This window comes from Thermomonas haemolytica, from assembly GCF_004346265.1.
Taxonomy (GTDB): domain Bacteria; phylum Pseudomonadota; class Gammaproteobacteria; order Xanthomonadales; family Xanthomonadaceae; genus Thermomonas; species Thermomonas haemolytica.
Genome location: NZ_SMAP01000006.1, coordinates 1 through 18,650, shown reverse-complemented (window position 1 = coordinate 18,650; position 18,650 = coordinate 1). Strand labels below are relative to the sequence as shown.

The following is an 18,650-nucleotide window of genomic DNA, read 5'->3' as shown; positions in this document are numbered from 1 at the left end:
TCGCCATGCTCAAGATCGACACCCATGCCCACTACCTGCCGCGCGACTGGCCGGATCTGGCCACGAAATACGGCGACAACCGCTTCCCGGTGATCCATCACGGCGACGACGGCCGCCACCGGATCTATAAGGACGGCAAGTTCTTCCGCGAGATCTGGCCGAAGACCTGGGACCCGCAGATCCGGATCGAGGACTACGCCGGCTTCGGGGTACAGGTGCAGGTGCTCTCGACGGTGCCGGTGATGTTCAGCTACTGGGCCAAGGCGCACCAGGCGCTGGAACTGCACAAGTCGCTCAACGACCACATGGCCGAGGCCTGCCGCACCTATCCGCGCCACTATGCCGGGCTCGGCACGGTACCGCTGCAGAGCCCGCAGCTGGCCATCCGCGAGCTGGAACGCTGCATGGACGAGCTGGGCCTGCAGGGCGTGCAGATCGGCTCGCACGTGGGCGACTGGAACCTGGACGCGCCGGAGCTGTTCGAGTTCTTCGAAGCCGCCAGCGAGCTGGGCGCGGCGATCCTGGTGCATCCGTGGGACATGATGGGCAGCGAGTCGATGCCCAAGTACTGGCTGCCGTGGCTGGTGGGCATGCCGGCCGAACAGGCGCGCGCCGCCTGTTGCCTGATCTTCGGCGGCGTGCTGGAACGCCTGCCGAAGCTGCGCATCGCGCTGGCCCACGGCGGCGGCAGCTTCCCCTACACCATCGGGCGGATCGAGCACGGCTTCCACATGCGCCCGGACCTGGTGGCGACCGACAACTTCCGCAACCCGCGCGAGTACCTGAAGCGGCTGTATTTCGATTCCTGGGTGGCCGACGACGCCGCCCTGCGCTATCTGCTGGAGACCTGCGGCAGCGACCGCGTCATGCTGGGCACCGACTACCCCTTCCCGCTGGGCGAGCAGGTGCCGGGCGCAGGCATCGAGCGTCTGCCGCTGGACGCGGCCGAACGCGCCCGCCTGTACCACGGCACCGCGCTGGAATGGCTGGGATTGCCCGCCGCGCGCTTTGCCTGACCTCTTCCAAGAAACCGCCTGCCCATGAGCGACCTGTTTTCCGACGCCCACGCCGCCGCGCTCGACGCGGCCGACCCTCTGCGCACCTTCCGCGACGAGTTCCACCTGCCCCTGCACGCCGGCGCGCCGCAGGCGTATTTCGTCGGCAATTCGCTGGGCCTGCAGCCCAAAGGCGCGCGCGCACACGTCGAGCAGGTGCTGGAGAAATGGGCGAGCGAAGCGGTGGAAGGCCACTTCACCGGCGATGCGCAGTGGATGGACTACCACGCGCTGGTGCGCGACGGCCTGGCGCGGGTGGTCGGCGCGCAGCCGCAGGAAGTGGTGGCGATGAATTCGCTGACCGTGAACCTGCACCTGCTGCTGGTGGGCTTCTACCGCCCCACCCGCGAGCGCCCGGCGATCCTGCTGGAGGCCGGCAGCTTCCCGTCCGACCGCTACGCGCTGGAATCGCAGGTGCGTTTCCACGGCTTCGACCCGGCCACCGACCTGATCGAAGTGGAACCCGACGCCGAGGACGGCACCATATCGATGGCGGCGATCGCGCGCGCCATCGCCACCCACGGACACCGTCTGGCGCTGGTGCTGTGGCCGGGCGTGCAGTACCGCACCGGGCAGGCGTTCGACCTTGCGGAAATCGTGCGGCTGGGCCATGCAGCCGGCGCGGTCGTGGGCTTCGACCTCGCGCACGCGGTCGGCAACCTGCCGCTGCAACTGCACGATGCCGGTGCCGATTTCGCGGTCTGGTGCCACTACAAATACATGAACGCAGGCCCAGGCGCGGTGGCCGGCGCCTTCGTGCACGAGCGCCACGCGCGCACCGACCGCCCGCGCTTTGCCGGCTGGTGGGGGCACGATGCCGCCAGCCGCTTTCGCATGGGCCCGCAGTTTCATCCGACCCCCGGCGCCGATGGCTGGCAGCTGTCGAACCCGCCGATCCTCGCGCTGGCGCCGCTGCGCGCCTCGCTGGCGCTGTTCGACCGCGCCACGATGCCTGCCCTGCGCGCCAAGTCCGAACGCCTTACCGGCTACCTGGAGCAACTGATCGACGCCGGCCTGGGCGACGTGCTGCAGGTGCTGACCCCGCGCGATCCCGCGCAACGCGGCTGCCAGCTCTCGCTGCGGGTTCGCGGCGGCCGCGACCGCGGCCGCGCCCTGTTCGAGTTCCTCGCCGCGCGCGGCGTGCTGGGCGACTGGCGCGAGCCGGACGTGATCCGCATCGCGCCAGTACCGCTGTACAACACCTACGGCGACGTGCTGCGGTTCGCCCGCACCGTTCGGGAGTGGCGAACTTGATCGTCATGCCCGCGAAGGCGGGCATCCAGCTTGTGATCTTGCCTGGAAACATGGAATCGCGCCCGGAAAAACGGCTCATTGAATCCCTGAATCCAGCATGGAAGGACTTGTGGCCGAAGATAATCGGGGACACGCATGACATCGGAAAAGCTGGATTCCCGCCTTCGCGGGAATGACGCGCATTTGACCATCGTCGGCGGTGGCCTGGCCGGCGCCCTGCTGGCCATCCTGCTGGCGCAGCGCGGCTGGTCGGTGGACGTGTACGAACGCCGCGGCGACCCGCGGATCACAGGCTATGCCGGCGGCCGCTCGATCAACCTGGCGCTGGCCGAACGCGGGCTGCACGCGCTGCGCCAGGCCGGCGCGGACGGCGCGGTGCTGCAGCAGGCGGTGATGATGCGCGGGCGCTTCGTGCACCCGCTGGACGGCGCGCCCGGCCTGCAGCGCTACGGGCGCGACGATTCCGAAGTGATCTGGTCGATCAATCGCGGCGAGCTGAACATCGTGCTGCTCAACATCGCCGAATCGCACGGCGCGCGCCTGCACTTCGACCACGCGCTGGAACAGGTGGATTTCGACACCCGCCAGGCCACCTTCCGCCGCCACGGATACGCGCTGGCGCGGCCGTTCCACGCCCTGATCGGTGCCGACGGGGCCGGTTCGATGCTGCGCGCGCAGATGGCCAAGGTGCAGCCGCTGGGCGAGCGCACCGAATGGCTGGACCATGGCTACAAGGAACTGGAAATCCCGCCGGCTGCCGACGGCGGCTTCCGGATCGAACCGAACGCCCTGCACATCTGGCCGCGCGGGCACTACATGTGCATCGCCCTGCCCAACGACGAGCGCACCTTCACGGTCACGCTGTTCATGCCGCACCGCGGCGCGCACCCCAGCTTCGAGACGGTGCAGACCGGCGACGAGGCGCTGGCGCTGTTCGGAGAACAGTTCCCCGACACCCTGCCGCTGATCCCGGCCCTGCGCCGCGACTACGAGGCCAACCCGGTCGGCAACCTCGCCACTTTGTACCTGGACCGCTGGCACCTGGACGGGCGCGCGGTGCTGCTGGGCGATGCCGCGCACGCGATGGTGCCGTTCCACGGACAGGGCATGAACTGCGCGTTCGAGGACTGCGTGGCGCTGGCCGACCACCTCGATCGCGCCCCGACGCTGGGCGAGGCGTTTTCCGCGTTCGAGGCCGAGCGCAAGCCGAACGCAGCGGCGATCCAGCAGATGGCGCTGGAGAACTACATCGAGATGCGCGACCGGGTGGACGACGCCGACTACCTGCTGCAGCGGGAACTGGAACTGGCGCTGCAGGACCGCCACCCCGGGCGCTTCATCCCGCACTATGCGATGGTCAGCTTCATGCGCATCCCGTACGCGCTGGCGCTGCAGCGCAGCGAGCTGCAGCGGCGCATGCTGGCGCAGGCCACCGCCGGCTGCCAGCGCCTGGACGAGGTGGATTTCGCGGCACTGGATGCCTGGATCCTGCGCGAGCTGCCGCCGCTGGAGGCGACGGCCTGAACACGACGGCCTGAGCGCGGCGGCTCAGGCCAGCCCGAAGCCCGCCTGCCGCGCCAGCACATCGAACCCGGGGAACGAGGTGGCGACGTTCGCCACATCGTCGATCCGCACCGCGCCCGCCGCGCGCTGGGCGGCGACCGCGAAGGCCATTGCGATGCGGTGGTCGCCGTGGCTGTCCACCGCCCCGCCCTGCAACGTGCCGGGATGGATCGTGGCGCCGTCCGCGGTTTCGTCCACCCGCAGCCCCAGCCCGCGCAGGCCGGCGGCCATCACCGCCAGGCGGTCGGATTCCTTCACCCGCAGCTCGGCCGCGCCGCGCACCACGGTGGGCCCGTCGGCGCAGGCGGCGGCCACGAACAGCGCCGGGAACTCGTCGATCATGTCCGGCACCAGCGCCTCGGGCACCTCGATGCCGCGCAAGGGCGCGTGCCGCGCTACCAGGTCCGCGACCGGCTCGCCGCCGTGGGTGGCAGGGTGCTCCTCGCGGATGTCCGCGCCCATCATCCGCAGCACCTGCAGCAGGCCGGTACGGCGTGGGTTCAAACCCACCTGCCGCAGCCGCAGCTCGGAGCCGGGTACGATGCTGGCGGCCACCAGGAAGAACGCCGCCGACGAGAAATCCGCCGGCACCGCCACGTCGGTCGCGCGCAGGCGCTGGCCGCCGCGCAGGCGCGCGATGCCGGGCGCAAACGCGATGTCCACGCCGAACGCGGCCAGCATGCGTTCGGTGTAGTCGCGGGTCGGGTGCGGCTCGCGCACCACGGTCTCGCCGCGGGCATACAGCCCCGCCAGCAGCAGCGCCGACTTCACCTGCGCGCTGGCGACCTCCAGCGTGTGGTCGATGCCGACCAATGCGTGCCCGCCGTGGATGCGCAGCGGCGGTGTGCCGCCGTCCTCCGTGTCGATGCGCGCGCCCATCGCCGCCAGCGGCACGGTGACCCGGCGCATCGGCCGCTTCGACAGCGAGGCATCGCCCACCAGCACAGAATCGAAGCGCTGCGCCGCCAGCAGCCCGGCCAGCAGGCGCATGCCGGTGCCGGCGTTGCCGCAGTCCAGCGGCCCATCCGGCGCCTTGAGGCCGTCGATGCCGACCCCGTGCACGACCCGGCGCGACGGCGAGGGCGTCTCGATGCGCACGCCCAGGCGCGCGAAGATGGCCGCGGTGGCGCGGGTGTCCTCGCCTTCCAGGAAGCCATCGATGGTGGAGGTGCCGTCGGCCAGCGCAGCCAGCATCACCGCCCGGTGCGACACCGATTTGTCGCCGGGGATCGCCAGCGTCCCGCGCAGCGGGCTGCCCGCGCGCGCCGTCCATGCCTGGGGTTCGTGCATGCCGCTCACGCCATCACCTCGTCCAGCGCGGCCAGCAGCCGCGCATTGTCGTCCGCCGTGCCCACGGTAATGCGCAGGCAGTCACCGAGGCCGTAGCCACCCATCGGCCGCAGGATCACGCCGCGCGCGCGCAGCCCCGCCTCGATGCGGGCCGTGGCCTCGCCGAACTCCGCCAGCAGGAAATTGGTCTGCGACGGCGCCACCGCCACCCCGCGCGCGCGCAGCGCGGCGGCCAGCGCCTCCCGTTGGGCGCGGTTGGCCGCTACCGATGCCTGCAGATGCCCCGTGTCGTCCAGCGCCGCTTCCGCCGCGGCCAGTGCCGGCGTGTTGACGTTGAAGCTCTCGCGCACGCGCTCCATCACCGCCAGCAGCCCCGGGTGGGCCAGCGCGTAGCCCACCCGCAGCCCCGCCAGCGCGAAGGCCTTGCTGAAGGTGCGGGTGACCACCAGGTTCGGATGCCGCGCCAGCAGCGGCACGGCCGAGGCCCAGTCCGGCGCATCCACGTACTCGGCATAGGCCTCGTCCACCACCACCAGCACGTCGGCCGGCACGGCGGCCAGGAAGGCCTCGAACGCCGCGCCGGAATACCAGGTGCCGGTGGGGTTGTTCGGATTGGCCAGGTACACCAGCCGGGTGCGCGGCGTGATCGCCGCGCGCAGCGCGTCGAGATCATGCCCGCGCGGCATCGCATGGTCGCGCGGCAGTGCCGGGGCCAGCCGCAGCGTCGCGCCAGCCGCCTGCGCCGCCAGCGCATACACCGCGAAGCCGTACTGCGCGGCCACCACCTCGTCGCCCGCGCCGGCGAACACCTGCGCCAGCTGCATCAGCACTTCATGCGAGCCGTTGCCCAGCAGCACCTGCGCGGCCTCGACGCCGTGATGCCGCGCCAGCGCGCGCTTGAGGTCGCCGCCCAGCGGATCGGGATAGACATGGGCGGCAGCCAGCGCGTCGATCGCCGCCAGGCGCGCGCGCGGGCTGGGCCCGTAGGGGTTTTCGTTCGAGCCCAGTTCCAGCAGTGGCGCGGCGGCCGCACGCCGCAGCGCCACCAGGTCGTGGCCGGGATCATAGGCGCGCAGGCCGCGGATGCCCGGCTGCGCCAGCGCCTCGAAATCCATCATGCGATCGCCACCGGATAGGAGCCCAGCACCCGCAGCGCATCGCCCTGCGCGGCGATCTCGTCCAGCGCGTCCTTCAGCGGGGCCTCGTCGCAGTGGCCGGCCACGTCGATGAAGAACGCGTACTGCCACTTGCCGCCGTGCTCCGGGCGCGACTCGATCCGGCTCATGCTGATGCCGCGCCGCGCCAGCGGCTCCAGCACCCCGTACAGCGCGCCGGGGCGGTCGCGGATCGACACTAGCAGCGAGGTGCGGTCGTTGCCCGAGGGCGGGAACGGCTGGCGGCCGATCACCAGGAAGCGGGTGGTGTTGTCGCTGCGGTCCTCGATCGGCCCGGCCACCCGCTTCAGCCCGTAGGCCAGCCCGGCCGACTCGCCGGCGATCGCCGCGGCATCATCGGCATGGCGCGCGCGGCGCGCGCCCTCGGCATTGCTGGACACCGGGATCTTCTCGGCCCGCGGCAGGTGCGTGCGCAGCCAGCCGGCGGCCTGCGCGAAGGCCTGCGGATGCGCGTAGATACGCTCGATGTCCTCGATCCGGCCGCTGCGCGAAAGCAGGTGCTGGTGCACCCGCAGCTCGACCTCGCCGCAGATCCGCAGCGGCGAGGTCAGGAACATGTCCAGCGTCACCTGGATGGTGCCCTGCCCCGAGTTCTCCACCGGCACCACCCCGAAATCGGCGTGCCCGGCGGCCACTTCCTGGAACACCTCCTCGATGCTGCCCAGCGGCAGGCCGTGCGCGGAATGGCCGAAATGCTTGAGCGCCGCCTGCTGGCTGAAGGTGCCCTCCGGGCCGAGGTAGCCGATCTTCAGCGGCTCCTGCTGGGCCAGGCAGGCCGACATCACCTCGCGGAACAGCCGCACCAGCACCTCGTCCGCCAGCGGGCCGTGGTTGCGGTCCACCACCCGGCGCAGCACCTGCGCCTCGCGCTCGGGGCGGTAGTAATCCACCGCCGCGGCGAGCTTGCCCTTGGCCTTGCCGACCTGGCGCGCCCAGCGCGCGCGCTCGGCGATCAGCGCCTGGATCTGCTGGTCGATGCCGTCGATCTGCGCCCGCACCTGCGCAAGGTCGAGCCCGGCCGGGGCATCGGCCTTGGCGCGCGCCGGTTTGCGCGGCTTCGTCGCGGCCTTGAGCGGCGCGGGCCGCCGGGGGGTCTTCTTCTCAGCCATGGCGAACCTGGAACTCCCGCATGAACTCGACCAGCGCCTGCACGCCGGCCTCGGGCATCGCGTTGTACAGCGAGGCGCGCATCCCGCCGAGCACGCGATGCCCCTTCAGGCCGATCAGCCCGGCCTGTTTCGCCTCCGCCAGGAACAGCGCATCCAGCGCCGGATCGTGCAGGAAGAACGGCACGTTCATGCGCGAGCGCGCGGCCGGCGCCACCTCGTTGCGGTAGAAGCCGCCGGAGCCGTCAATGGCGGCATACAGCAGCGCCGCCTTGCGCGCGTTGCGGCGCGCGAACTCGGCCACGCCGCCTTCGTCCAGCATCCAGCGCACGGTCAGGCCCAGCACGTACCAGTTCCAGCTGGGCGGGGTGTTGAGCATCGATTCGGCCGCCAGCTGCGCGCGGTAGTCGAGGATCGGCGCACGCGCCTGCCCGGCGCGCTCCAGCAGGTCGCGGCGGACGATCACCACGGTGATGCCCACCGGCCCGAGGTTCTTCTGCGCCCCGGCGTAGATCACCCCGAACCTGGTCACGTCCAGCGGTTCGGAGGCGATCGAGGAACTGAAATCCGCGACCAGCGGCACCTCACCCGCCTCCGGGATGGCGCGCCACTCCACGCCGTGGATGGTCTCGTTGGCGGTGACGTGGACGTAGGCCGCCTCCGGCGAGAGCCGCCACTGCGCGCGCGGCGGCAGGTCGCGGAACCCGCCGTCCTCGCTGCTGGCGGCGATGCGCGCATCCACACAGGGCGCGGCCTGCTTCAGCGCGGTCTTGCCCCAGTGGCCGCTGATGACGTAATCGCAGGGCTGCCCCGGCGCGGCGAAGTTCAGCGGCAGCAGCGCCTGCACCGTGGTCGCCCCGCCCGCGGTGAACAGCACCGCGTAGTCGTCCGGGATCGCCAGCAGCGTGCGCAGGTCGGCCTCGGCCTGGCGCGCGACCGCGAGGAACTCGGGGCCGCGGTGGCTGATCTCGAGGATCGAGGCGCCGGCATCGGCGTACTCCAGCAGCGTGGCCTGCGCCTGCCGCAACACCGGCTCGGGCAGCATCGCCGGGCCGGGACTGAAGTTGTAGGCGCGCGACATTGAGGCAGGCTCCGCGGATAAGGGATGGCGCAGCAGTATGCCGCAGCGCAACACGCTTGCGCCGACAGTTGCGGTGGAAACCGCGCATGCCGCGCGGGCATCACGCCAGAACTGGCGCGCGGGTCCCGGCGCGTTGCAGGCGCCAGCCGCCCGCGGGCCGCGTGCGCCTTAGAACTTCTCCTTCAGCACGCGCCGGATCTCGGCCTCGATCGGCTCCTTGAACATCGCCGCGAGGAAGCCCAGCTTGGCGTGCACGTGCAGCGCCTTGTCCTGCACCTCGATCTGCCCATCCACCCCGGAGCGCGAGAAATGCAAGGCATCGCCCTGCCAGGCGCAGTCCACCTCGAAGCGCTCCTGCAGCTTGCGCGCCACCTCCTCCACCGCCTTGCGGGCCTGGGCCTTGGACAGCGCGTGGGCATGGCGGATATCGATGCGGGACATGGCGGCTCTGCAGACATGGGTGGTGTCGCATTCTGCCGGCAGCCCGCGGGCCGCGACAACCGCCCGCGCAAGGCGCGCGCGAAGGCGGCAATCGCGCACCTGCATGCTAGATTGCGCGGCGATGACTGCCTTGCGCCTGCGCTTCTGCGACGACTCCCGCCCCGACCTGCCGCTGGACACCGGCGTGCACGCGCTCGCGCGCCAGGGCGCCGGGCTGGCCCCGGTGGCCAGCGATGGCCCGTGGCTGCTGCAGCTCTGCCATGACCGCCGCGGCATCTGGATGACGGTGGCGCCGGGCACGCGCGGCATCCACGTCAACGGCCGCCCGGTGCAGCAGCTGGCCATGCTGCGCGCCGGCGACAGCATCCACGTCGATGGCCAGGAACTGCTGCTTATCGGCTTGCGCGAGGAACCGCCGCTGCCAGCGCCCCCGGCGCGGCCAGAGGAAGGCTCGCTGCGGATGGTGCTGCGTGGGGTCGGCGGCGAACACCACGGCCGCAGCCTGAGCCTGGAAAAGCCGCGCCGGATCGGCAGCAGCGCGCGCGCCGACCTGCGCATCGACGGCCACGGCATCGCCCCCGAGCATGCCGTGCTGGAACTGGTGGACGGCCAGCCCCTGCTGCACCAGACCGCGGCCGAAGTGCTGGTGAACGGGCTGCCGGTACGCCAGGCGGTGCTGCAGGCGGGCGACCAGCTGGTGTTCGGCGGCCGCCACCGCTTCGTGCTGGAAGGCCCACCGCCGTCGGCGCCCGCAGTAGCCTGCCCGTTGCCGGAGCCATCCGCGGAGGCAGCGCCTGTTCCGCTTCCGCACTGGAGCCAGCGCGTGCCGTGGCTACTGGTCGCGGCCCTGCTGCTGGCCGCCACCCTATGGACGCTGCTGGTGTTCGGGGCGCGCTGAAGCCGCCACGCATCGCCCCCCGAACGCGCACCGGCGCGATCCGTCAGGCCGGCTCGAACGGCGTCGGGTCGCCCGCGAACAGGCGCTGCATCACCCGGATTTCAGATTGCCGGATGCGGTCCAGGAAGGCCTGCGCATCGCCTAGCGCGGCGAACGCCTCGAAGCCACGCTCGAGGAACGATTGCAGCTCGCCCAGCCCGGCCGCGCGCGCCGGCAACCGCGACAGCCGCAGCAGGCGGCCCACGCCCGGCATCCGCAGCGCCGCGGCCAGGCCGCCGCCGACCTCCACGATCAGCGCGATCTGGCGCGCGCGCAGGCGCGGATGCCCGACCCGGCGATAGGCCTGCGCGTACAGGTCCGCATCCAGCCCGCGCCCAGGCGGCACCAAGGTCTGTAGCGCCTGCGCCATGCGCAGGTCGAAGGCATGGCTGATCGCCGCCAGCGCGATCGCATCCGCCAGCGTCTGCAGCAAGGGCTCGGGCAGCAGCCGCTGCATCATCGGCAGCACCCGCGCGACGTCGGCATCGCGCTGGCGGAAATCGCGGTCGCCGTACACGTCGGTGAGGAAGAAGCGCGCGGCCGGGCGCTGCGCCGGATCGCGCAGGAAGGCTGCGAAGCTCTGTTCCAGCCGCTGCGCCTGCCAGCGCTGCAGGCGCGGCAGCCAGGGCAGCAGGTTGCGCGGCTCACAGGCGGGGTCGTACAGGCGCTGGTGCAGCTGCAGGCGCCGTTGCAGCCGCGCCTGCAGGTCGGAACGGGAAGACGGCATGCCACCAGTGTCGGGCCGTGCGCGCGCCCGGCGCAACAGCCCATACGCAAGGGTATACACTCGCCCCTGCCCGGTTTCCGCCCTCGATTGCCCCCGAATGCTGTCCCTGCACGCCGCCCATGCTCCGCGCCCCGCCCACCAGCCGCCCCGCATCGGGCTGGCGATCGCCGGCGGCGGCCCGGTCGGCGCGATGTACGAACTGGGCGCGCTGCGCGCGCTGGACGAGGCCTGCGACGGCCTCGACCTGACCCGCCTCGACAGCTACGTCGGGGTCAGCTCGGGCGCGTTCTTCGCCGCCGGCCTGGCCAATGGCATGGACACCGCCACCCTGTGCCGGATCTTCATCACCGGCGACGACCCGGACGTGCGCTTCCGCCCGGAAACCTTCCTGCGCCCGGCGCTGGGCGAATACCTGGCGCGCGCCGCCGCGCTGCCGCGGCTCACCGCGCGCCTGCTGCGCGACGCCTGGTCCGGGCGCACCGATTCGCGCTGGTCCGACCTGCTGACCCGCGCCGGCAGCCTGGTGCCGACCGGGCTGTTCGACAACGACGCGGTGGAACGCTTCCTGCGCGAGGTCTTCACCCGCCACGGCCGCAGCAACGATTTCCGCACGCTCGGGCGCCCGCTATACGTGATCGGGGTGGACCTGGACAGCGGCGAGACCGTGCGCTTCGGCGCCGCCGGCTGGGACGACGTGCCGATCTCGCGCGCGGTGCAGGCCAGCGCCGCCCTGCCGGGGCTGTACCCGCCGGTGGAACTGCGCGACCGCCGCGGCCGCGTGCGCCACGTGGTGGACGGCGCCCTGCGCCGCACCATGCATGCCTCGATGGTGCTGGACCGCGGGATCGACCTGATGCTGGGGATCAACCCGCTGGTGCCGTTCAACCCCGCCACCGATGCCGGGGCGCAGGCCGAGGCCCACCGCTTCAGCGACCGCCGGATCGCCCAGGGCGGGCTGCCGGGCGTGCTCTCGCAGACCCTGCGCACCATGCTGCAATCGCGGATGCAGGTCGGGCTGGCGCGCTATCCGCAACAGTACCCGGGGATCGACCAGCTGGTGTTCGAACCGAACGCCGGCGACCGCGAGCTGTTCTACACCAACATCTTCAGTTTCTCGGCGCGACGCCGCATCTCGCAGCTGGCCTACCGCAACACCCTGGCCGACCTGCGCCGCCGCCGCGCGCAACTGGAACCGCTGCTGGCCCGGCATGGCATCCGCCTGCGCGAGGACGTGATCGCCGACCGCCCGCGCTCGATCGTCGCGCACCTACCGCACGCGCGCCGCGCCACCGCCACCACCGCGCGCCTGGCGCGCACGCTGGACGACCTCGAGCACGACCTGCGCCGGCGCATGGTGTGAATGCTCTAGACCCCGTGTCGATCCTGCGCTGGAATCCACACCGCACGCGTCCATCGACGCAGGGAGGCTCCACCATGGCCAAGCTGAAGAAGACCGCCGCCAAGACCACCCGCAAGCCGAGCAGCAAGCCGGCCGGCGGCAGCAAGGGCAAGGCCGGCGCCGCCGGCAAGCTGCACGTCGCGTTCAACCCCAAGAGCCTCACCGAATCCGCGCAGCAGATCTGGCTGGCCGGGATGGGCGCCTTCACCCGCGCACAGGCCGAGGGCGGCAAGCTGTTCGAAACCCTGGTCCGCGACGGGCTGTCGCTGGAACAGACCGCGCGCCAGTTCGCCGGCAGCCGCGCCAGCGCGGTGCGCGATGCGGTGGAAGGCCAGGTCGGGCAGGCCCGCGAGCGCGCCGCCGACACTTGGGACAAGCTGGAGAAGGTGTTCGAGGAACGGGTGCAGCGCGCATTGGTGAAGCTGGGCGTGCCTGGCCGCGACGACCTGCACGCGCTGAGCGAGCGGGTGGAGCGCCTGACCGAGGCCGTGCGCAAGGCCAGCGGCGGCGGCGCACCGGCCAAATCCGCCCCGGCGAAGAAGGCCGCCGGCAAGCCTGCCAAGGCCGCGAAGCCGGCGCGCAAGCCCGCGAAGGCCGCAGGCGCCGCAGCGCGCAAGGCGCCGGCCAAGCGCGCGTCCAAGGCGGCCAAGGCCAGTCAGCCGGCCGCTGCGGCCACTCCTGCCGAACAGGCCCAGTAAGCCCCTCGCGCACTGCCAGACGCCCCCGCCCCGCGGGGGCGTCGCGTTTTCCGGGATGCGTTTTTCCGGAAGCCCCGTTTCCGGGAAGCGCGCGAGGATGGCCTGCCTGCGGCCCCGTTTCGCGTCCCTGACGTATAGTGACGCCCCTCGCATCCCCCGAACCTGCCCGCCCTCGCATGATCGCCATCGTCATCGCCCTGATCGTCTTCGTCCTCTCCGGCTTCGGACTGGGCTACTGGCTGCAGCGCAACAGCGCCGTGCGCCAGGCCAGCCAGCCGCAGCCACGCGGCGCCGACCAGCTGGCCAAGCTGCACTGGCGCGAGTTCGCCAAGCTCGTGCTGCAGGCGATGCATGCGCGCGGCTTCGACCCGGTGATCGAGGACGGCATGCCGGCCGACGGCATCCCCACCAACGGCAACGACATCCTGCTCGAGCGCGACGGCGAGCGCGCCCTGCTCTCCAGCAAGTACGGCACCGCCTCGCTGGTGGGCGCCTCGGCCCTGCTGGGGCTGTCCAAGTCGGCGACCCTGCGCGGCGCCGCGCGGGTGATCGTGGTCACCCCGGGCCGCTTCGACGAGGAAGCCAAACGCCTGGCGCTGCAGCAGAACATCGAACTGATCGACGGCGAAACCCTGTGGCCGGAGGTGCGCCCCTACGTGGCGCGTCCGGAAGAGCCGCAGCCGGCCAAACCTACGGCCGGCGCGCAGGCGCGCGGCCCGCTGCTGGCCTGGGGCGGCGCGGCGGTGATCGGCGTGCTGGCGTGGGGGCTCGCGCAGTCCCTGCTGCCGGCCAACAGCGGCGACGATGACATGCCGCCGCCTCCGCCGGTCATCGCCAAGGCCAAGGCCGCTGCGCAGGCGCCGATGGCGATGGAGGCGATCCCCACCGACCCGGCCCAGCTCGAGCAGCGCCGGCGCGAGACCGCCAACGCCATCTCCACCCTGTTCGGCGTGGATCGCGCGCTGTGGTCCACCCAGTCCACCCTGCTGGTGTACCTCAACAGCGAGGATGCCGACCCGGTGAGCGAGCTGTGCCCGCTGCTGGAGCGCTACCCGGAACTGGCCGCCTCGCGCGTGCAGCTGCAGCCGCCGGCCGGCAGCAAGAAGCCGGTGCGCTTCAAGCAGTGCCGCACCTACTGATCCCGACCCGGCCCCGCGGGCCGTAAGCCCGCGAGCTTGCGCTCACCGTGCCTTGCCCCCGCGTCCTGAGCCCACGCTCCCGTTCGTGCCAGCCCGCATTCCCGTTCGTGGTGAACCCGCATTCCCGTTCGTGGCGAGCGCGCGCTCCCGTTCGTGGTGAGCCTGTCGAACCATGAACGGGAACAGCGACCAGCCCGATCATTCCGCAGCGCCCTTCGACAAGCTCAGGGCGAACGGAACTCGAGTTTCCATTCGTACGAAATGCGGTTTCTCGCTCGTACGGAGCGCGTGCTTCCGTGCATACGGAACCCGCATTCCCGTTCGGGCGAGCGCGCGTTCCCGTTCGTGGCGAGCCCGCATTCCCGTTCGTGGTGAGCCTGTCGAACCATGAGCGGGAACGGCCGGGCGCCTGCTCCCCGGCTGCGCCTTACCAGTGCACCCCGCGCATCAGCGCGGCGAACGCGATCTGCTCCTGGCTGGGCGCCTCGTCGCGCAGCGCCTTCTTGTCCCCCTTGGCCGCGGCCGAATCCGGGAACAGCTCGAACGCGGTGCTCATCACCGCCTCGTAGGCCTTCGGCGCCAGCGCGTTGACCACCGCCGCGAAGATCCCCAGGCGGGTCGCGATCCGGCTGGGTTTCTCGATGATGCCCTTCACCACCAGGTCGGCGGCCTCGTCCGGGGTCAGGGTCGGCACGCTCTCGTACACCTTGGTCGGCGCGATCATCGGCGTCTTCACCAGCGGCATGTTGATGGTGGTGAAGCTGATGCCCTTGCCCGACAGCTCGCCCTGCGCGCAGCGGCTGAACGCGTCCAGCGCGGCCTTGCTGGCGACATAGGCGGAGAACCGCGGCGAATTCGCCAGCACGCCGATCGAGCTGATGTTGATGATGTGGCCCTTGCGGCGCTGGGTCATCGACGGCAGGAAGCCCATGATCAGGCGCAGGCTGCCGAAGTAGTTCAGCTGCATCGTGCGCTCGAAGTCGTGGAAGCGGTCGTAGCTGAGCTCGATCGAACGCCGGATCGAACGGCCGGCGTTGTTGATGAGGATGTCCACGTGGCCGTGCTCCTCGAGCACGGTCGCCACCAGTCGGTCGCAGTCGGCCATGTCGGAGAGATCGGCGGTATAGGCGAACACCTTGCCGCCGGCGGCCTTCATCGCGTCACGCGCCTTGAACAGCTCCTCCTCGCCGCGCGCCACGATGACGGTGGTCGCGCCCGCCGCCGCCACCTTCTCCGCGGTGGCCAGCCCGATCCCCGAGGAACCGCCGGTGATCACCACCACCTTGCCCTTGACCTTGCCCTTCAGGCTGCGGTCGATGAACAGGTCGGGGTCGAGGTGGCGCTCCCAGTAATCCCACAGCCGCCAGGCGTAGTCCTCCAGCCGCGGCACCGCGATGCCGCTGCCCTTGAGCGCGCGCTCGGCCTCGCGGTTGTCAAAGCGGGTGGGATAGGTGATGAACTTCAGCACCTCCTTGGGGATGCGGAAGTCGCGCAGCAGCATGGTCATGAAGCGCCGCACCGGCGGCAGGCCGCCGACCGCCATGCGCACGCTGCCGGGCACGAACGCGAACATGCGCGCGTCGATGCGCATGCTCATCTCCGGCGCATGGCCGGCACGCGCGAACACATTCAGCACTTCGCCCACCCGCAGCGGCTCCGGGTCGGTGAGGTGGAAGCAATGCCCGTCCAGCCGCGGCTTGTGGGCGATGTGGTCGATCGCATCGGCCACGAAATCCACCGGCACGATGTTCACCCGGCCGCCCTCGATGCCCAGCATCGGCATCCACGGCGGCAGCGCCTGGCGCAGCTTCTTGAGGAAGGTGAAGAAGTAGTACGGGCCGTCGATCTTGTCGATCTCGCCGGTTTGCGAGTGGCCCACCACCATGCCCGGGCGGTAGATGCGCCACTTGATCCGCTTCTCCGCGCGCACCAGCCCCTCGGACTCGTGCTTGGTGCGAAGGTAAGGATCGTCCAGCCCTTCGGCCTCCTCGAACATGTCCTCGCGGAACACGCCCGGGTACAGCCCGGCCGCGGCGATCGAGCTGACGTGGTGGAAGCAGCCGGCATCCAGCGCCGCCGCCAGCTCCAGCGCATTGCGGGTGCCCTCGACGTTGGCCGCGCGCATGCTCTCGGCGCTGGCGGCCATGTCGTAGATCGCGGCCAGGTGGAAGAAATGCCTGACCTTGCCGGACAGCGCGCGCAGCTGGGCGGCGGACAGCCCGCAGCGCGCCTCGGTCATCTCGCCGGTCACCGGCAGCACGCGCTTGCGGTCCCAGCCGCGCTGCTTGGCCAGCGCCTCGAACTTCTTCAGCGAATCCTTGCGCACCAGCACGTGGATGCTGCCCTTGCGCTTGAGCAGGTTGTCGATCAGGAAACGGCCGATGAAGCCGGTGCCGCCGGTGACGAAATAAGCCATTGCGCGCTCCCCAGGATGCCATCGGCGCGATGGTGCGCCGCCTCCGGCCTACGTTGCCAGAGCCGCGCGCGCTCGACAATTCCCCCGCGTATTGACCGACCACCGGGTGCATGCTGATATGCCGCTTCCACAGCACGGGGAACCACCATGGCCGACCTCAAAGCCCTGTTCGAGCAAGCCGCGCAGGACATCAAGACCCTGTCCGAGCGCCCCGACAACGACACCCTGCTGCGGCTGTACGCGCTCTACAAGCAGGGCGCGGAAGGCGACGTCAGCGGCCCCAAGCCGGGGTTCTTCGACTTCGTGGGCACCGCCAAGTACGAGGCCTGGGCCAAGCTCAAGGGCACACCGCAGGAAGAGGCGATGCAGAAGTACATCGACCTGGTGAAGAAGCTCACCGCCTGACCCGCGCCCGCCGCCCAAGATGGCCCGCCAGACCCGCCAGCGCATCCTCGATGCCTCGCTCGCCATGTTCAACGCGCAGGGCGAGCCGAACGTCACCACCAACCACATCGCCGACGAGCTGGAGATCAGCCCCGGCAACCTGTACTACCACTTCCGCAACAAGGACGACATCATCGAGCAGCTGTTCGCCGGCTACGAGGCGCGCATGGACGCGGCGCTGTCAGCGCCGCAGGGCCGCCTGCCGGGGCTGGAGGATGTCTGGCTGCAGCTGCACCTGGTGTTCGAGTGCATCTGGGACTACCGCTTCCTGTACCGCGACCTGGTGGACATCCTCAGCCGCAACCGGCGCCTGCGCCTGCGCTTTGCGCGCATCCTCAAGCGCGCCGACGAACAGGCGCACGCGGTGATGCGCGGGCTGGTGCAGGCCGGGGTGATGCGCGCCTCGGCCGACGAGCTGGACGCCGCGGCCACCAACGTGCTGGTGGTGGCCACCTTCTGGATGAACTACGCCGCCGCCCGCGGCGACCGCGACGAGCAGACCTCGATCCGCGACGGCATCGTGCAGGTGATGATGCTGATCTCCCCGTTCCTGCGCGACGCCGAGCGCGTCCACCTCAACACCCTGACCCGCGCCTACCTCGACTGATCGCGCGGCGGGCGCCGCACCCGCGCCAGCAGCCCCAAAGCGGCCAGCCACCAGTGGCGGGCGGTCGGCACGAACCGCAGCGGCGGCAGCCGGCGCGGGGCGGGCTTGCGAGATGCGGGCATGGCGGGCCTCCTCCCGGGCGCGATGGCCGCAGGGTGCGGCCGGTGGCTGGAGCAAACACACTACCCCCCACTACCACCGTCCGCGTGCCCCTCTTGTCAGCGGCCGCCGCGCGCAGGATGCTGGCCCTCGCGCTTCCCGACAGGACCTTCCGCATGGCCAGCAAGAAATCCGCCGCCTGGGCTCCCTTCCCGCACGATGCCAAGCCGTTCGCGTATGCGGGCGAAGCGTTGAAGAAGGCCTGGCCCAAGCTACATGCCGGAGACTGCGAACCCTATCCCGATGCAAAACGCGCCGCAGCACTGCTGAAAGCGGCCGGCAAGGCGGCGCCGAAGCTGGATGCCGAGGCGCTGGCAGCCGCATTGCAAGACGCCTGGCGCGCGTTCCATCACGGCGATTTCCAGGTCGCGTTCAGCGCCGGCGAGGCGCTGGGGCCGGTGGGCGCCTCGGTGGCCGTGAAGGCCATCGGCATCCATGCCACCTACCTGGTGGACGATGACGACGAGAAGCTCAAGCGCTTCGAGCGCGCCGCCGCGCTGGCCGAGGCGGCGGTGCAGGCCCTGCCGGAGGAAGCCAACAGCCACTACCGGCTGGCGTTCGCCCTCGGCCGCTACAGCCAGGGGCTGTCGATCGCCAAGGCGCTGAAGATGGGCATCGCCGGCAAGGTGCGCACGGCGCTGGACACCGCGCTGGAGCTGGCCCCCAAGCATGCCGAGGCGCATACCGCGATGGCGGTGTACCACGCCGAGATCGTGAACAAGATCGGCGCGATGCTGGCCGGCCTCACCTACGGCGCCAAGGCCGCCGAGGCCGAAAAGCACATCGCCACCGCGCTGAAGCTGACCCCGGCCTCGCCGATCGCGCACGTCGAGCACGGCAACGTGCTGCTGTTGCTGGACGAACGCCGCAACGAGGACGCCGCCGCCGCGGCGTACGAGAAAGCCACCCGGTGCAAGCCGCTGGACGCGATGGAAGCCCTGGATGCCGCCTGGGCAGCCGACCAGCTGGAATAAGCGGCGGCCCCGTTCGCCCTGAGCGTGTCGAAGGGCGCCGCGGCAGGATCAGGCTGATCGCTGTTCCCGTTCATGGTTCGACAGGCTCACCACGAACGGGAACATAGGCCTCATCACGAACGGGAACCGAGCCACACGGCGAATGGAACCCTAGGCCGCAGGACGTACGGGAAAATCCGCTACTC

Annotated in this window: 18 protein-coding genes; 10 read left to right on the top strand and 8 right to left on the bottom strand. The window is 71.0% G+C overall.

Translation table 11 applies throughout. The features are described from left to right. Positions 1–5 precede the first annotated feature (5 nt). The 3 genes from EDC34_RS08405 (at position 6) to EDC34_RS08395 (ending at position 3,833) form a co-directional block, all read left to right on the top strand. Entirely contained in the window at positions 6–1,016 is a 1,011-nt protein-coding gene (locus EDC34_RS08405) for an amidohydrolase family protein (protein WP_114960344.1), read from the top strand. A gap of 24 nt (positions 1,017–1,040) precedes the next feature. After that, entirely contained in the window at positions 1,041–2,309 is a 1,269-nt protein-coding gene (kynU, locus tag EDC34_RS08400) for a kynureninase (RefSeq protein WP_114960343.1), read from the top strand. A gap of 135 nt (positions 2,310–2,444) precedes the next feature. Then, positions 2,445–3,833, top strand: a complete 1,389-nt coding sequence (locus EDC34_RS08395; RefSeq protein ID WP_114960342.1) for an FAD-dependent oxidoreductase — start codon at positions 2,445–2,447, stop codon at positions 3,831–3,833. Between the two features lie 24 nt (positions 3,834–3,857). Here the strand turns inward: EDC34_RS08395 and aroA are convergent, their stop codons facing one another. The 5 genes from aroA to EDC34_RS08370 all read right to left on the bottom strand — a co-directional run bounded on the left by aroA (position 3,858) and on the right by EDC34_RS08370 (position 8,965). Continuing rightward, positions 3,858–5,162: a 3-phosphoshikimate 1-carboxyvinyltransferase gene (gene aroA / locus EDC34_RS08390; protein ID WP_114960446.1), complete on the bottom strand. Its 1,305-nt coding sequence runs from the start codon at positions 5,160–5,162 to the stop codon at positions 3,858–3,860. Between the two features lie 5 nt (positions 5,163–5,167). Beyond that, positions 5,168–6,280 carry a histidinol-phosphate transaminase gene (gene hisC / locus EDC34_RS08385; protein WP_114960341.1) on the bottom strand — a complete coding sequence of 371 codons (1,113 nt, stop codon included), beginning with the start codon at positions 6,278–6,280 and terminating at the stop codon, positions 5,168–5,170. Beyond that, positions 6,277–7,446, bottom strand: coding sequence for a prephenate dehydratase (gene pheA / locus EDC34_RS08380; RefSeq protein ID WP_114960340.1), 1,170 nt, complete (start codon positions 7,444–7,446; stop codon positions 6,277–6,279). Before pheA ends, hisC begins: the two co-directional genes overlap by 4 nt. Further along, positions 7,439–8,524, bottom strand: a complete 1,086-nt coding sequence (serC, locus tag EDC34_RS08375; RefSeq protein ID WP_114960339.1) for a 3-phosphoserine/phosphohydroxythreonine transaminase — start codon at positions 8,522–8,524, stop codon at positions 7,439–7,441. Before serC ends, pheA begins: the two co-directional genes overlap by 8 nt. Positions 8,525–8,692: 168 nt before the next feature. Further along, positions 8,693–8,965 (bottom strand): polyhydroxyalkanoic acid system family protein, encoded by a 273-nt coding sequence (locus tag EDC34_RS08370; protein WP_114960338.1) that lies wholly within the window; start codon positions 8,963–8,965, stop codon positions 8,693–8,695. 121 nt (positions 8,966–9,086) lie between these two features. Between EDC34_RS08370 and EDC34_RS08365 the strand changes: the two genes are divergently transcribed. After that, positions 9,087–9,863, top strand: coding sequence for an FHA domain-containing protein (locus EDC34_RS08365; RefSeq protein WP_114960337.1), 777 nt, complete (start codon positions 9,087–9,089; stop codon positions 9,861–9,863). Positions 9,864–9,906: 43 nt separating this feature from the next. On the opposite strand, the gene EDC34_RS08360 is transcribed toward EDC34_RS08365, so the two are convergent. Next, complete coding sequence (locus EDC34_RS08360) at positions 9,907–10,629, bottom strand: DUF8198 family protein (RefSeq protein WP_114960336.1); 723 nt, start codon at positions 10,627–10,629, stop codon at positions 9,907–9,909. A gap of 97 nt (positions 10,630–10,726) precedes the next feature. Here EDC34_RS08360 and EDC34_RS08355 point away from each other — a divergent pair, with 97 nt between their 5' ends. The 3 genes from EDC34_RS08355 to EDC34_RS08345 all read left to right on the top strand — a co-directional run bounded on the left by EDC34_RS08355 (position 10,727) and on the right by EDC34_RS08345 (position 13,865). Then, positions 10,727–11,989, top strand: coding sequence for a patatin-like phospholipase family protein (locus EDC34_RS08355; RefSeq protein WP_114960335.1), 1,263 nt, complete (start codon positions 10,727–10,729; stop codon positions 11,987–11,989). Between the two features lie 74 nt (positions 11,990–12,063). Next, complete coding sequence (locus tag EDC34_RS08350; RefSeq protein WP_114960334.1) at positions 12,064–12,726, top strand: phasin family protein; 663 nt, start codon at positions 12,064–12,066, stop codon at positions 12,724–12,726. A 176-nt stretch (positions 12,727–12,902) separates the two neighbouring features. Then, the gene (locus EDC34_RS08345) at positions 12,903–13,865 is read left to right on the top strand and encodes a restriction endonuclease (RefSeq protein ID WP_114960333.1); all 963 of its coding nucleotides are present in this window, start codon (positions 12,903–12,905) and stop codon (positions 13,863–13,865) included. Between the two features lie 427 nt (positions 13,866–14,292). Here the strand turns inward: EDC34_RS08345 and EDC34_RS08340 are convergent, their stop codons facing one another. After that, the gene (locus EDC34_RS08340; RefSeq protein ID WP_114960332.1) at positions 14,293–16,281 is read right to left on the bottom strand and encodes an SDR family oxidoreductase; all 1,989 of its coding nucleotides are present in this window, start codon (positions 16,279–16,281) and stop codon (positions 14,293–14,295) included. A 147-nt stretch (positions 16,282–16,428) separates the two neighbouring features. Here EDC34_RS08340 and EDC34_RS08335 point away from each other — a divergent pair, with 147 nt between their 5' ends. Both EDC34_RS08335 and EDC34_RS08330 read left to right on the top strand, forming a co-directional pair. Further along, positions 16,429–16,686 carry an acyl-CoA-binding protein gene (locus tag EDC34_RS08335; RefSeq protein WP_114960331.1) on the top strand — a complete coding sequence of 86 codons (258 nt, stop codon included), beginning with the start codon at positions 16,429–16,431 and terminating at the stop codon, positions 16,684–16,686. 19 nt (positions 16,687–16,705) lie between these two features. Further along, entirely contained in the window at positions 16,706–17,332 is a 627-nt protein-coding gene (locus EDC34_RS08330) for a TetR/AcrR family transcriptional regulator (protein ID WP_114960330.1), read from the top strand. Here the strand turns inward: EDC34_RS08330 and EDC34_RS12465 are convergent. Continuing rightward, positions 17,320–17,454 carry a hypothetical protein gene (locus EDC34_RS12465; RefSeq protein WP_275895187.1) on the bottom strand — a complete coding sequence of 45 codons (135 nt, stop codon included), beginning with the start codon at positions 17,452–17,454 and terminating at the stop codon, positions 17,320–17,322. The genes EDC34_RS08330 and EDC34_RS12465 overlap by 13 nt on opposite strands. A gap of 153 nt (positions 17,455–17,607) precedes the next feature. Here EDC34_RS12465 and EDC34_RS08325 point away from each other — a divergent pair, with 153 nt between their 5' ends. After that, on the top strand, positions 17,608–18,465 hold the full coding sequence (locus EDC34_RS08325; protein ID WP_114960329.1) for a hypothetical protein: 858 nt from the start codon (positions 17,608–17,610) through the stop codon (positions 18,463–18,465). Positions 18,466–18,650 lie beyond the last annotated feature (185 nt).

Bases quoted from the DNA above. Each gene is read 5' to 3' on its own strand.
- EDC34_RS08405 (WP_114960344.1), top strand. From the start codon at position 6: ATGCTCAAGATCGACACCCATGCCCACTACCTGCCGCGCGACTGGCCG.
- kynU (WP_114960343.1), top strand. From the start codon at position 1,041: ATGAGCGACCTGTTTTCCGACGCCCACGCCGCCGCGCTCGACGCGGCC.
- EDC34_RS08395 (WP_114960342.1), top strand. From the start codon at position 2,445: ATGACATCGGAAAAGCTGGATTCCCGCCTTCGCGGGAATGACGCGCAT.
- aroA (WP_114960446.1), bottom strand. From the start codon at position 5,162: ATGCACGAACCCCAGGCATGGACGGCGCGCGCGGGCAGCCCGCTGCGC.
- hisC (WP_114960341.1), bottom strand. From the start codon at position 6,280: ATGATGGATTTCGAGGCGCTGGCGCAGCCGGGCATCCGCGGCCTGCGC.
- pheA (WP_114960340.1), bottom strand. From the start codon at position 7,446: ATGGCTGAGAAGAAGACCCCCCGGCGGCCCGCGCCGCTCAAGGCCGCG.
- serC (WP_114960339.1), bottom strand. From the start codon at position 8,524: ATGTCGCGCGCCTACAACTTCAGTCCCGGCCCGGCGATGCTGCCCGAG.
- EDC34_RS08370 (WP_114960338.1), bottom strand. From the start codon at position 8,965: ATGTCCCGCATCGATATCCGCCATGCCCACGCGCTGTCCAAGGCCCAG.
- EDC34_RS08365 (WP_114960337.1), top strand. From the start codon at position 9,087: ATGACTGCCTTGCGCCTGCGCTTCTGCGACGACTCCCGCCCCGACCTG.
- EDC34_RS08360 (WP_114960336.1), bottom strand. From the start codon at position 10,629: ATGCCGTCTTCCCGTTCCGACCTGCAGGCGCGGCTGCAACGGCGCCTG.
- EDC34_RS08355 (WP_114960335.1), top strand. From the start codon at position 10,727: ATGCTGTCCCTGCACGCCGCCCATGCTCCGCGCCCCGCCCACCAGCCG.
- EDC34_RS08350 (WP_114960334.1), top strand. From the start codon at position 12,064: ATGGCCAAGCTGAAGAAGACCGCCGCCAAGACCACCCGCAAGCCGAGC.
- EDC34_RS08345 (WP_114960333.1), top strand. From the start codon at position 12,903: ATGATCGCCATCGTCATCGCCCTGATCGTCTTCGTCCTCTCCGGCTTC.
- EDC34_RS08340 (WP_114960332.1), bottom strand. From the start codon at position 16,281: ATGGCTTATTTCGTCACCGGCGGCACCGGCTTCATCGGCCGTTTCCTG.
- EDC34_RS08335 (WP_114960331.1), top strand. From the start codon at position 16,429: ATGGCCGACCTCAAAGCCCTGTTCGAGCAAGCCGCGCAGGACATCAAG.
- EDC34_RS08330 (WP_114960330.1), top strand. From the start codon at position 16,706: ATGGCCCGCCAGACCCGCCAGCGCATCCTCGATGCCTCGCTCGCCATG.
- EDC34_RS12465 (WP_275895187.1), bottom strand. From the start codon at position 17,454: ATGCCCGCATCTCGCAAGCCCGCCCCGCGCCGGCTGCCGCCGCTGCGG.
- EDC34_RS08325 (WP_114960329.1), top strand. From the start codon at position 17,608: ATGGCCAGCAAGAAATCCGCCGCCTGGGCTCCCTTCCCGCACGATGCC.